Origin of the sequence: Streptomyces tamarix (assembly GCF_032423885.1) — a bacterium.
Taxonomy (GTDB): domain Bacteria; phylum Actinomycetota; class Actinomycetes; order Streptomycetales; family Streptomycetaceae; genus Streptomyces; species Streptomyces tamarix.
In genome coordinates this window covers 11,199-24,943 of the sequence record NZ_JAWCTQ010000024.1, presented here as the reverse complement: position 1 = coordinate 24,943, position 13,745 = coordinate 11,199, and the positions used below count along the sequence as shown (strand labels likewise).

The 13,745-nt window shown below is 77.9% G+C and carries 5 protein-coding genes; all 5 read left to right on the top strand.

What is annotated here, in order from left to right; genetic code table 11:
• Position 1: 1 nt before the first annotated feature.
• The 5 genes from RND61_RS19305 to RND61_RS19285 are packed head-to-tail and all read left to right on the top strand — an operon-like array spanning position 2 to position 13,708.
• Positions 2-2,422 (top strand): vWA domain-containing protein, encoded by a 2,421-nt coding sequence (locus RND61_RS19305; RefSeq protein ID WP_315879251.1) that lies wholly within the window; start codon positions 2-4, stop codon positions 2,420-2,422.
• Between the two features lie 45 nt (positions 2,423-2,467).
• Positions 2,468-6,001: a tubulin-like doman-containing protein gene (locus RND61_RS19300; protein ID WP_315879250.1), complete on the top strand. Its 3,534-nt coding sequence runs from the start codon at positions 2,468-2,470 to the stop codon at positions 5,999-6,001.
• The gene (locus tag RND61_RS19295) at positions 5,998-8,847 is read left to right on the top strand and encodes a hypothetical protein (protein WP_315879249.1); all 2,850 of its coding nucleotides are present in this window, start codon (positions 5,998-6,000) and stop codon (positions 8,845-8,847) included. Before RND61_RS19300 ends, RND61_RS19295 begins: the two co-directional genes overlap by 4 nt.
• Positions 8,844-10,943 (top strand): hypothetical protein, encoded by a 2,100-nt coding sequence (locus RND61_RS19290; protein WP_315879248.1) that lies wholly within the window; start codon positions 8,844-8,846, stop codon positions 10,941-10,943. The genes RND61_RS19295 and RND61_RS19290 overlap by 4 nt, the downstream gene beginning before the upstream one ends.
• Complete coding sequence (locus RND61_RS19285) at positions 10,943-13,708, top strand: hypothetical protein (RefSeq protein WP_315879247.1); 2,766 nt, start codon at positions 10,943-10,945, stop codon at positions 13,706-13,708. Before RND61_RS19290 ends, RND61_RS19285 begins: the two co-directional genes overlap by 1 nt.
• Positions 13,709-13,745: the final 37 nt, after the last annotated feature.

The following is a 13,745-nucleotide window of genomic DNA, read 5'->3' as shown; positions in this document are numbered from 1 at the left end:
CATGCGACTGACCAGCACCGGACGGGCCGCGAGAGCCGCCGCCCTGACCCTGGCCCTGGGCCTCGCGGCCCTGACCCCCGCCCCGCCGCCGGCGCCCGCCGCCGCGGTGGGCGCCGCCCTGCGGAGCGCCACCGCCGAGGGCGCCGACCCGGTCGACTTCGCCATCGTCGTCGACCAGTCCGACAGCCTGTCCGACGAGGACCTCGGCCGCGAGGTCGAGGCCGCGGCGCTCCTCGCCCAGGGGGAGATCTCCGAACGCTCCCGCGCCACCGTCATCGGCTTCGGCAGCTCCGAGAAGCCCGGCCAGTCCCCCGTACGGGAGGTGTGCCCGCTCACCGTCGCCGACTCCGCCGGACGGCAGCGCCTCAGCGACTGCGTGCCGCGGCTGGCGCACCGCGACCCGGCCCGCGTCGGCCCCGGCACGGACTTCCCGGCCGCCATCCGCCAGGCCGTCGACCGCCTCACGGAGAAGGGCACGCCCACCACCCCCAAGGTCGTCTTCCTCCTCACCGACGGTCGCCTCGACGTGGACGACAGCCCCGAGTACGGCGCCGACCGGGACAGCCGGAAGGCCAACGGCCTGAAGCGGCTCGCCGACGAACTGGCCCGCGCCCGCCGCGAGAAGGTCCAGATCTGGCCGCTCGGCTTCGGCCGGGCCATCGACCGGGCCACGCTCACCGACATGGCCGAGGGCGGCTACCGGGGCGGCTGCGCCGACCTGCCCTCCGCCACCCCCCGCATGCGGGTCGTCGCCGACTCGACCGGCATCGACAAGGCGTTCCAGGAGGTCTTCGCCGCCGCCCGCTGCGCCGGCGTCATCCCCGGCGACTCCAAGCGCCCGCCCGCCGACCTGTACGTGACCATCCCGCCGATCGCCACCGACGGCTCCATCACCGTCAGCAAGCACGACCCGAAGGTCACCGTCACCTACTACGACCCGCGCGGCCGCAAGGTGCCCACGAGCGGCCGCTTCGACGGCTCCACCTTCGAACTCAGCGGCCAGGACGGCCCGGTGGAGGCGCTGCGCGTCAACGACCCGCTGCCCGGCCGCTGGCGCGCCCGCGTCGAGGCCCCCGAGGGCCACCGGGACCGCGAGGTCGCCGTCCGCGCCATCTGGCAGGGCAGGCTCCGCTCCGCCGTCACCCTCGACCCCGCGGCGCCCCGCCCCGGCGAGAAGGCCGTCGTCGAGGTCCGCATGCAGACCCGCCGCGGCGTCGTCATCACCGACCCCGCGCAGCTCACCGGCATCAAGGTCACCGCCCAGCTCGCCGGGGACGGCTTCGCGCCCGTCGACGTCGCCCTCGCCGACGACGGCCGCGCCCCGGACCGCACGGCCTCCGACGTGCGGTTCACCGGCACCGTCACCGTCCCGGCGGGCGCCACCGGGGCGCTGCGGCTCACCACCCGCATGGCCGCGCCCGGCGTCACCTCCGACCTGCGCCCGCTGCACACCCAGCGCGGCGAGGACACCCCTGCCGTCGTGGCCGGGCTCACCGTCGACCGGACGACCGTCCACCCCGGCGGCACCGTCCGCGGCACCCTGTCCGTCACCAACAACGACAGCGCGCCCCACACCCTGCGGCTCGCCCTCGCCGACCAGGCGGCCGGCACCGAACTCCGCGTCGACCCGGCCACCGTCACCGTCGCGCCGGGCAGCCGCCGCGACACGCCCTTCACCCTCGAAGTCGGCCCCGGCACCCCGCTCGGCGACATCGGCGGGCAGATCACCGCCGTCGACACCGCCGACCGCGACCGGCTCCTCGACAGCACGTTCCTCGACGTCCGCGTCGAGGCCCCGCCGACCTGGACGGAACGCTGGTGGCCGCTCCTCGCCGGCGGCGCCGCCGCCGTGCTGCTCCTCGGGACGTTCCTCGCCGTCCGGTTCACCGCCCGCCGCCGCAGGCGCGACCTGACCGGCACCGTACTGGAACTCCTCCGCGACGGCCGCACCCTGGACCGGCTCACCGTACGGGCCGGACAGGGCCAGAACGGCACGTTCCCCTTCACGGTCGAGCAGCCCCGCGGCGCCGCCCCCACCCTCCAGCGCGCCCGCCCCGGCGCCGCCGGCACCCACCAGTTGCACCGCACCGGCGGCGGTGAACTGCGGCTGCGCCCGTACGGCGGCCGTGAGCAGCCCGTACGGCCCGGCCACGCCACCGGCCTCGACGACGGCCTCGACCTGGCCGTCCACAGCCCCTCCGGGACCCGCCCGGACACCCCCACCGCCCCCCGCCGCCCCACCGGCGACGGCGCCCCGACCGGCGGCACCTGGCGCGACCGGCTGCCCTTCGGGCGCCGCCCCGCACCCGCCCGCCGCGACGGCGGCACCGATGACGCACCCGCCTGGACGCGCCCGGACGGCGGGGACGGCGTCCGCGACGACCGCAGGGCCGACGCCGGCACCTGGAACGAGCACTTCTGACGCAGGACCGCACGACGGGGCGCCCGCGTCCCGAGGGGAGACGTAATGAAGATCTACCAGCCCATGCTCTTCGTCGGCCTGGGCGGCACCGGCGGACGGATCGGCTCCGAACTCGAACGGAGCCTGCGCCGCGAACTGTGCGGTCCCGACGGCACCCGACTCGTCGACGGCGGCCGCCGCGCCCCGTACCAACTGCCCGACTGCCTGCAGTTCGTGTATGCCGACTTCAGCGAGGGGGAACTGCAGCGGCAGCAGCAGTTCAGCGCGAAGGGCACCGAGGCCGCCGCCTACGCGCGCACCTCCCGCGTCGTCCGCGACCTGCTGCCCGGCGAGTTCGAGAGCTCACCCGACGTGACCCGGATGCTCCGCGTCGCCCTGCACGAGGAGACCCGCGACTGGCTGCCCCCCGACGTCCGCCAGCCCCGCGTCGCCCCCCTCCACAGCGGGGCCGGGCAACTGCCCACCGTCGGCCGCGCCGCCCTGTTCGCCACCCTCCGCAGCGGCCTCGAACCCGTCCTGCGCCCGCTGCGCGCCGCGATCGGGGCCATCGGCACCAGCGCGGGCGATCTCCAGCGGCTCGGCGGCGGTCGCATCCGCGGCTGCGACGTCTTCGTCGCGTTCTCCGTCGCGGGCGGCACCGGGGCCGGCATCTACTACGACTTCCTCCACCTCGTCGGGCACGAGTTCCGCAACGCCAAGGTGCCCGGCGTGAAGATCTACCCGCTCGTCGTCATGCCGTCCGCGTTCCCGCCCGAGGGGGGCGGCGGTCGCGAGGCCGAACTCAACGGCGCCCGCGCCCTCGTCGACCTCTCCCGGCTCGTCGACGACCAGAACATGCCCAACGCCGACGCCGACGTGGGGGACGTCGACCACCGCTCCCGGATCAGCATCCGCTACCCCGGCGACACGACCGTACGGCTGCGCGCCTCCACCGTGCAGACCGCGTTCCTGTTCAGCAAGCCCGCCGTCATCCGCAACGAGGACCTGCGCCGCTCCGTCACCGCCCTCGTGATGTCCCTCATCGGCACGGAACTGCCCGACCAGACCGGCGGGGGCCGCGCCCAGGACGACTACCAGTCGTTCGCCGAGAGCTTCATCAACAAGGCCGTCGAGCGGTCCAAGACGGCCCGTTCCGGCATCGGCTACCGGGGCATGTCCACCACGCTCGCCGCGTCCCTCACCGTCCCCGTCGACGACCTCGCCGAGATCGTCGCCGCCCGCCTCCTCGCCCAGGCCGTGCGGGGGATGGAGGAACGCGCCAAGCAGCCCGTCAAGGACGGCACCGCGCGGGTCCGGGAGATGTTCGAGCACTCCCGCATCGACGACCTGTGGACCCGGCGGGCGCCCGACATCCCGGAGCCCGAGCTGCCGCCCCGCGGCAGCCGCGCCGTGACGCTGGCCCTCCACCACCGCCGGGGCGACATGGAGGACGCCCTCGTGCGCCTCGAACGCGACCTCGCCCGCGACATGCCCCGGCTCGTCGAGGACTTCCGGCCCGGCAGCGCCGTCCGCGCCCTCCTCGGCACGTACGGGCCCTTCGGGGTCAGGGCCGTCGCCGAAGGGCTGCGCGGCCACCCCGAGCGGGTCGCGGAGGTGGGCTTCACCGGCATGCTCGACAACCGCCGCAGCGAACCCCACCGCCCCTCCCACGTCCAGCAGGCCGCGCCGCAGGTCCCGAGGATCAAGGGCGGCGCCGCCGGCCTGGTACCGGCCCGCTGGAGCGATCCCGACGTCCGGGAGGCCCTCACCGAACAGGACGACTGGTACCGCTGGCGCGCCCACGCCCTGTGGCACCGCGCCTGGCAGGAGAGCGAGTCGCAGTGGCGTCCGGTGCTCAACCGCGCGGTCAAGGAGCTCGACGAACTCGTCCGGGCCCTGCGCGGGCACGCGGAGGGCGAGGGCAAGCTGTTCTCCGACCGCCGCCGCGAGCTCTACCGGGACGACCGCAAGGGCGTCTCCTACCTGCTGCCCCCGCAGAACAGCCTCCGCGTGTTCTACGACGACGTCGTCCAGCGCCTCGGCCGCAGCCTCCGCCTCCCCGACGAGAACACCGACGCCGCCGGGATCCTCGCCGCCCTCGTGGAGCCCGCGGACTGGCTGCGCGCCCTGGAGGCCGTGCGCCGCTCCCACGGCGCCGCCGTCAAGGAGGTCAAGCAGGTCCTGGAACGCCGCGTCAAGCAGCTCTTCGGCGAGAACGGGGAGACGCTCAACGAGCGTCCCCTCCTGCCGTCGATGGCGCTGCTCCTGCGGGCGGCGGCCGGCGACGAGGCGGCGGAGGCCGCCGTCGACAGCCGCTGGTTGGAGCAGTTCCGCGCCCAGGTCGCCGGGCTCCTGCCCGTCGGGTTCACCCCCGACGGCAGCGGCCCCCTCAAGGTGCTCATCACCTATCCGAAGAGCGAGTGGGACAGCCGCACCGCCGACTACCTGAGGAAGGCGCTCTACCTGCCCCCGCACGCCGACGTCGAACCCCACGCCGTCGACTCCGAGTCCATCACCGTCGTGCTGTTCCGCAGCGGGATGAGCCTCACCGACATCTCCGAGGTCCGGGAGCTCCTCAAGCTCTGGTCGGAGGCGCGGGAGGCCGGCCGCGCCGACGACTTCCTGGCCTGGCGGCAGCGGCTCGGCTACCGGGACGACTGGCTCGTCAGCACCGAGGAGGACCGGCAGCGCATCCTGCACCGCATCCTGTGCGCCATGTGGAACGGCCTCGTCCGCTGCGAGGGCGACGACGCCTCGCCGGACCTCGTGCGCATCCACCTCCAGCGCGGCGAGTCCGCGACGATGGCGCTCCGCGTGGAGCCGTTCGACGGTCAACTGTCCAGTTGGGCGGGGCTGCTGCGGGCGTACGAACGCACCGCGCTCCTGGAGGAGGAATCGATCATCGGGGTGTTCTGCGACCGGCTCATGGACATGCAGCCGGCCGGCCTCACCACCACGCCGGTGGAGCCGTCACCGCTGTTCCTGGCCCTCGTCGAGGAGATCGCGCCGCGCGAGCTGGCCCGGATCGACGCCCTCACCGCCCGCTGGGGCGACGAGGAGTGGCTGGCGCCCCTGCGGCACTTCTGGTCCGAGACCCTGCCCGGCGCCCTCGACCTGGCCTTCGAGACCCAGGGCCACCCCACCCGCTCCTCGCTGCGCGACCTGCACGAGCGGTACCGCCGCGACCGGGACGAAGGACCGCCCCCCACCGCGCCCGAACCCCCGGCGCCACCCGGCCACGACGGTCAGGGCGCCCACGGCGGCCACGGTGGCCACGGTGACCAGGGCGGTCACGGTGATCGGGGCGGTCAGGGCGGCTACGGCAGCCACGGTGATCGGGGCGGCCAGGGCGGCTACGGAGACCACGGCGGTCAGGGGGACTACGGCGGCCAGAGCGGCTACGGTGACCACGGCGGTCAGGGCGGTCACGGTGACCACGGCGGCCACGGGAGGGGCCCCCGTCACGGGGCCGCCTCCGGACCGCGCCGCGCGCCGCGGCCCGGAACCGGCCCGGAACCCGACACCGCCCCCGCGGACCCGCCTCCCGGCCCCCGCTCCGCGTCGGCGTACCCGTGGGACCTGGACGGTGACGGCGAGTGAACCTCCGCGAGACCCCCGGCACCTCCCCGGCCCACCGGCCGCCCGGCCACGCGGTCCCCCTCGACCTGCGCGGCGCGACCGGCGGGACCGGCGCGGACGCCGTGCGCGCCGCGCTCGACACCCCGCAGCCCGGCGGCGACGAGCGGCGGTTCCTCGTCGTCGACGACGCCGCCCGGCTCGTCGCCCACCAGTTCCTGTACGAGCGGCTCTACTCGTACGGCCCCGCCCGGGTCGTCTGCCTCGCCGTCGGCGCCCCCGAGGAGGGGGACCCCCCTGCCCGGGCGGGGGCGGGGGCGGGGGCCGGGGGGAGCGCCCTGCGCCGCCCCCTGACCCTGCGGCCGCCCACCGCGGGCGTCCTGTGGGTGCTCGACCCGCACACCGCCGACGACCCGGACGGCCTGCGCCCGCTCGTCGAACTCCTCCTCCAGCCGGAGGTGTTCGACGCCGTCCTGCACGCCCTCGCCGGGGTCGTCCACGGCGTCGCCGTCCCGTCCGTGCGCGTCGTGGAGCACGACCTGAGCGACGAGGCCCGCACGCGCGTGTGGAAGGAGGCCCTCGGCGCCCTCACCGGGCAGGAGGCGTCCGGCGGCGGACCCGGCGACGCCGTACCGGCCGAACTCGCCGTCCTCCTCGACGACTCCCTCCCCGAGGCCGTCGCCGGCCACCGGTGGCTGGAGCCCTCGCGCCCCGCCGCCGCCCGCCGCCGCGCCTGCGACGACGCGCTGGAGGAGGCCCGCGCCGGGCACCGGCTCGCGCGCGGCCCCGCCGGGCTGTTCGGGGCCGGCGCGCGCCGCGCCGACCTGCCCGGCCGGCTCGTCGGCCTCGGCCGCGCCCTGGAGGCGTACCGGGACACGGTGGCCGGAGCGTTCACCGACGCGGACGGCGTGCGGCTCACCCAGGAGCAGCGGGCCCGGCTCCTGGAGCGCGGCATCGTCCTGCCCGACCTGCCCGCCGCGTCCCGCACCCGGGTCGTGCCCGCCCTGCGGGACCTCACCGAGCACCTGCTGGACCAGCCCCTGCCGCTGCGGTCCGCCGCCGCGCGGCTCGCCGCCCTCTCCGACCGCTCCGCCCCGGCGGGCAGCGCGGCGCGGCTGGCCCGCCTCGACGAGCTGTGCGACCCGGCGTACCTGCGCCACCTCGCCGGCCCGCCGCCGTTCCGGGCGGGCGGCACCTCCGCGGCGGCGGCGCTGCTCGCGCTCGTACCGGCGTTCGTGGCCGGGCTGTGGCCGGGGCCGGGCTGGTTCCTCGGCCCCGCGACCGGGGCCGCGGCGGCGGCGCTGGCCGCCCTGATGTGGCGTCACCGGCCGAACCGCTCCCCGGACGGCCGGTACGACGGCGGGGGCACCACCCGGATCGCCGCCCGGCTCCTCGGCGGCCTCGCCGGCGGCACCGCAGGGGCCGTGGCGGGCTCGCTCTCGGCCCTGCCCGCCTGGGCGGGGGCCGCCGCGGCGGCCCTGGCCCTCGTCGGGGCCGTGGTCCTCGCCGTGCGGGACTGGACGCGTTCCGTCGACGCGTGGTGGCGCGGCACCGACGCCGAGTACGCCGCGCGGGTCGTCACGGGCGTCGACCGGCTCCTCGCCGAGACCGCCGTGCACGACTGGCTGCTCGCCGACGCGCGACGCCACTGCGCGGACGGCGCCCGCGCGACCGCCCTGCTGCTGCGCGCCCTCGCCGCGACCGCCGACGCGTACGGGGGCGGGGGCGATGGGGCCGCCTCCGTCCCCGGCCCGCGCGGCGCCCGGCCGGAGCCCGCGCCCCGGCAGGCGCCCCCGGCCGACGCGGACGGCGGCGGCGAGCTATGGACGTGGGACGCCTGGAGCGACAGCGCCGCCGACGACGGCTGGTACGACGCGGCCCCGGCAACCCCGTTCGGGCCCCCGGATCCCGCGCCCGCGGGCTCCGACGCGTACGCCGGCGACCCGGCGGGCCCGTACGGCGACCGGGACGGCGGTTCCGGGGACCGGTACGGCGAGTACGGCGACCCGGACGGCGGCTTCGGCGGCCCGTACGAGACGGACGGCGGCCCGTACGACACGGCCGCCCCCGACACCCCGTACGACGTCCCGGCCGGTCCGGCCCACCCGTACGACTTCGCGGGCCCCGCCCGCCCCTACGACCGGTCCGGCCCGCCGCGGCACATCGGACCCGCCTACGAGGCCGTCCCCGACCCCTCGCACGACCCGCTCGACGGGTTCGACGACGACTGGTCGCCGTTCGGCCCCGCCGAGGACCCGCCGTGGCTGGAGCGGGAGCGCGGCGACGGCGGCCCGGACCTGGTCGACACGCTCGTCGCCGACCTCGCCTCCGGCACCCGCCGCATCCTCGCCCCCTGCTGGGCGCGGATCGAACGCGACCCCGCCCGCGCCGGGCGCACCCCACTCGACGGGCCCATGCGCGACCTGCTCGACGAGGTCCACGGCCGCCTCCTGCGCGACGCGGCGACCTCCCCGCCCCCGCACGACCCGAACCCCGGGCGGCGCCCCGACGCCACCCGGATGACCGGGGTCGCCTCCGACCGGGTCACCGAACTCCTCGCCCCCGGCGGCGGCGACGCCGAACCGGCCGTCCCGCTGTGCGGACCGCAGCACCGGCGGCTGCTGTCGGCCGACCCGCTGACCGTGCACCAGGTCCGCTTCGCCCCCGAGGCGTTCCGGCGCGGCGCGGCGGAACCGGACGGCGGGCCCTGGCAGGACCGGCCGTACGCCGTGCGTGCCGAGTACGCCGACGACGTCGTGTGGACGCCCACGGGCCGCCACGCCGGCGTGCTGGGCCTCGTACCGCTGCGCGCCGACACCGTCCGCACGGTCCGCGAGGAGACCCCCGAAGAGGAGGACGACCCGTCGTGACCCACCCCCACCACCCCGGCGACGCGCTGTCGTTCCTCACCCACAAGGGCAACCCGGTGCGCTTCGCGGCCCGCTTCGGCCCCGACCACGAGCCGCCCGGCCGCCCCGGACGACTGGCCCGCAGGGTCACCCTCGGCGTCGACTGGACCGTCCTGCAGTACCGCATCGCCCCCGGCGACCCGCACGCGCACGGCGCCCTCGAACGGGAGGCCGCCGCAGCCGTCGCCCTGGAACGCCGGTACGGACACGAGCGGTTCGGGGAGGTCTTCACCCGCGTCGTCGGCTACGACCTCGACGCGCCCGAGCCGTTCGTCCTGTACCGGATCGCGGACGGCGAGCCGCTCGCCTCGTACGGCGGCGCCCTCGGCGTCGGGGAGCAGCAGCAGGTCACCGCCCAGTTGACCCTCGCCGTACGCCTGCTGGAGGCGGCCGGCCTGGTGCACCGCGCGATCGACCCGAACACCGTCCGCTGGGACGGGCAGCACGTGCGGCTGGCGGAGCCGTACGCCGCCCTGCGGGCCGGGGAGCCGCGCGAGGCGTTCGGCGCGGCCCCCTGGGCGTCACCCGAGCAGCGGCGGGGCACCGGGGCCGCCGACCCGCGCGACGACCTGTGGTCCGTCGCGCAGCTCGCGTACTTCCTCGTCGCCGGGCGCCCCGACCGGGGCGCGGGCCCACCCGCCGACCTGGCCGGCTTCCGGGGGCTCACCGCGCTGGACCGGGGCGGCGCCTTCGCCCCGCTGGCCGCCGGGCGCCCCGCCCCGGCCGAGCTGATGCGGCTGCTGAACGTCCCCGACCCGCTCGCCCTGTCCGCCGGCGGCCCCGACCCGCTGAGCCGCGGCCGCGCCGAGTACGACGCCCAGATCGCCCGCAAACGCGCCGACCTGGGCCTCGACCGGCCCCCGCCGCCGGAGGAGCCGGAGGAGCCGGAGCCGCAGGGCCCCCGGCGCTGGTGGCCCAGGCGGACCCCCGCCCGGCGGCCCGTGACGGCCGGGACGGCCCCGGTGGCGCTGTCGCCGCCCGCCGCGGACACCACGTCGGTGGAGCGGCTGTGCCCGCACTGCCTGCTGCCCGTCGCCTACGACGAGTCGCGCCTCGTCACCATCGACCCGAAGGGCGACCGCATCCCCCTCGACCTGAGCGGCGACCTGCCGCCCGCCCACCGCGAGGACCTGCTCAGGACGGCGTACCAGCTGTGCCCGTACGCCGACGAGGACACCCTGCACGAGCTGCCCGTGCCGTACCTGACCAACGGGCGGCCCCTGACCATCGCCCTCGTCGGCAGCTCCGGCGTCGGCAAGACCCACCTCCTCGCCGCGATGCTCGGCGAGGTCGAGCAGGGCGGCCTCGAACCGTACGGCCTCAAGTGCCTGCCGCTGAACCCGGACACGCACCGCACGTTCCTGCGGGAGCGGGTGCAGAGCCTCCTGCAGGGCAGGGAGCTGGGCCGCACCGGGCAGCAGACGTTCGCCCGGTTCGCGGACGGGCTGCTGGTCACCGGGTGCGGCCCGACCCGGCCCGTCGTCTTCTTCGACCTCGCGGGCGAGGACCTCGCGCAGGACGGCGAGGTGGCGCGGTTCCTGACGGGCGTCGACGCGTTCGTCTTCGTCCTCGACCCGCTGCGGGCCCTGCGCCTGACCTCCCTGGACCCGGTGCGGGCGCTGAACGGGCTGCGTCGGCGGGACCTGGGCGACGAGGCGTTCACCGCCGTCCTCAACCGCGTCCCGCGCACCTGGGGGCCCTACATCGCCGCGCCCGCGGCGATCGCCGTCAACAAGAGCGACCTCGTCCGCGTCGAACCGGCCGTCGACCAGTGGCTCGGCCGCGCCCTGCCGCCGGTGTACCGGGCGGACGAGGTGCGTGCCGAGAGCCGCGACGTCCACGCGTTCGTCGCCCGGCACGCGACCCCCGCGTGGCTGCGGCCGTTCGACGACTGCGCCCGCTGCACGCTGCACTTCGTGGCGGCGACCGGCGGGCAGGCGCGCGACGACCGCTTCCCGCACGGCGTCCGGCCCCGCCGGGTCCTGGCGCCCCTGTTGTCGATCTTCGCCATGTGCGGGCTCCTGCCGGGAGTGGACCACGGAGAGGCAGGGATCTGATGTCCCCCCACGACAGGCTGGTCGACCAGATCGTCTTCCGCTGGGACACCGACAACCTCTCGGGCACGACCGGGTTCGGCCCGGTCGCCTGGTCGTGCGCGCCCGAGCTGGCCGACGCGGTGTTCCGGATGACCGCGCCGCTGCTGCGGGCCACCGGGGAGGCGACGGCGCCCGCGCTGCTGCGCCTGGAGAGCGGCGACCAGGTCCTGCTGGTGCACCGGGCGCCGTGGCGGGACGCGGGCGGTCGCGCCAGCACCGTGTGCCACGCCCTGATGGGCCCGGCCCCCGTCCTCGACCCCGCGACCTGCCTGGGCCTGCACCCCTGGTCGTGGGAGGGCGGCGACCTGCCGCTGGCCGAGGTGCGGGGCGCGCTGCCGCCGGTCCCGGAGGGCGCGCTGCTGCCCGCCGCCGACGCCGGGCAGCGGCTCCTCGCCGGCGGCCTCGCCCGGGTGCGGCGCGAACTGGTCGGCGCCGTCGCCGAGTTCCTGCGCCACCCGAACGCCGGGTTCACCCTCCTCGACCCGTCCGGCGGGGCGGCGCACCGGGTGCTGTGGGGGCTGTACGGCATCTTCGGCGGCCAGATCACGCGGCGGTGGACGTTCGCCACGCACGACACCGCCGAGTCGGACGGGCTGCGGTTCGTGTTCGTCAGCCGCTGGACCGGCGAGGCGTCCGGCAGCACCGCCCGGCGGCGCACCGACCCCGCCGAGCGGTGCGGCGACCGCGCCGAGGCCGTCGCGGAGCGGCTGGTCCGCCACCAGTTGCGCGAGGAGTACGCGGTGGGGGCGGCCCTCCAGCGGGCGGCGGACCACCACCGGGCGACCCGCGGCGGCCCCACGACGCTGCTGGCCCTCGCCGAGGCGGCGCTGTCGGGCCTGCCGCCCCTGGACCCGCCCCCGCGCCGCCCCGCCGCCCCGCCGCCACGGAAGGCCCCGGCGGCCGGGCCCCGGCCGAGCCCGCCGGTCCCGGTCGTGGCGCCCGAGTGGCCGGTGCCGTCCGAGGACCGGCCGCGGGTGCGCAGGTGGCTGGGCGGCTCGCCGCACCGGCGCGGACCCGCCGACGACGAACTGCTCGGCGCCCTGCGGACGGGCACCGGGTACGAGACGCTGACGGCCCTGGTGACGGAGGCGGCCGACCGGTGGCCGTCCTGGAACCGGGAGCAGCGGGCGGCCCTGTGCGCCGTGCTCCTGGACCGGGAGCTGTTCGTCACGGACCGGGCGGGCACGGCCCGGCCGGCCGACGACGTGCGGGCGGCGAACGCCGCGTCGCTCTACCGCTGGGCGGTGCGCCCGCTGCTGGACGACCCGGACCTGTCGGCCCGCGTCACGGACCTCCTCCCGCGCCTGAGCACGGGCCCGCACCGCGCGGCGCGCGCGGCGGTCCAGCAGATCACCCAGGGCCCGGCCCCCGGCCTCCCGGAACCCGCCTGGCAGGCGCTGCTGCGGGCCGCCACCACCCCCCTGCCCCGCCCGGTGGCGGACGGACCCTCCGACCCGACCGGGGAGCGACGCGAGGCCGTGGCCGCGAACCGGCCGGCGACCGGGGCCGACCGGTGGGAGGACGACGGTGCGACGGAGGCCCGCCCGGGAAGGCGGCCGGGGGCCGACGGTCCCCGTGGGACCGCCGAGGGCTCCTGGGAGGGTCCGGTGGACCGTTCCGGTGGGCGGGTGGGTGAGGGTGGTTCGCCGGGTCCGGGTGCGCGTGGGGGTGCTGCCCGGCCCGGGGGCGGTGACCGCGGGCGGGAGGGGGCTGCCTCTTCGCGTGGCGGTGCCGAGGGCTCCTGGGAGGGTCCGGTGGACCGTTCCGGTGGGCGGGTGGACGGCGGACGTCCACCCGGCTCCGCCCCGCGCGGGGACGCCGCCCCGCTTCCGCGGCCGGACGGGGCGGACCGGCCCGTGACGCGGGGGGCCGCCGAAGACGCCTTCGGCGCGGACCCGCGCGGGGAGGCCACCCGGGCCCGGGAGGGCCGTCCACCGGGCGGCGGCCCCGGACGCGCGCCGGACCCGTCCGGGCGCGGGGCCGTCGGCGGCTCCCCGCAGGACCGCGGCACGGGGCCGGCCGACGGGTGGCGCTCCTGGGACGCGGGCCCGCGCGGGGAGACCGGCCGGACGGCACACGCGGACGGCGGCGGCCGTGCACCGGACGCGTACCCCTACGAGGACGCCCCCCGCCCCGCGCGGGAGGAACGCTCTTGGGAGGACCGCCCCCGGGACGACCGCTCTTGGGAGGACCGTTCCCGGGACGACCGCTCCTGGGGGGACCGCCCCCGGGACGACCGCTCCTGGGAGGGCGGCGGCCCGGGGAGTCCCGCCGGGGCCGACCGCCGGGGCGCCGGCGGCACGGCGGCGCGTGCCGGGTCGGCGGGCGGCGAGCGCGACGCCGGACGCGCCGCTCCCGACCGGTCCGCGGGGGAGGGCGACCCCCCCGACGGCGGGGAACCACCGGAGCGGCGGCCCGTGGTGGGCGGACGCGGCGCAGGGGAGGCCCCGCGCGGGCACCGGGCGGAGCCGGTCGCACCCCCCGCCGCCCCGCCGCCGCCCGCACGCCCGCCCCGCCCGGTGGAGGAGGGGCGTTCGCGGGGCGGCGGCGACGCGCGACCCCCGGGGGACCGGCGCCCGCCGACCGCGGGGCCGGCCGCACGCGGGGGCACCGACCCGCCGGACGGCGCGGACAGGCGACCGTTCGTCGTGGTCGGTGTCGGTACCGGGGTGATCCTCGCCCTCCTCGGCACCCTCATCGCCCTGACCCTGCGCGCCTGCGCGTGACCATGACGGTGTGTCGAGCGTCCGGCTCGGTCAGGAT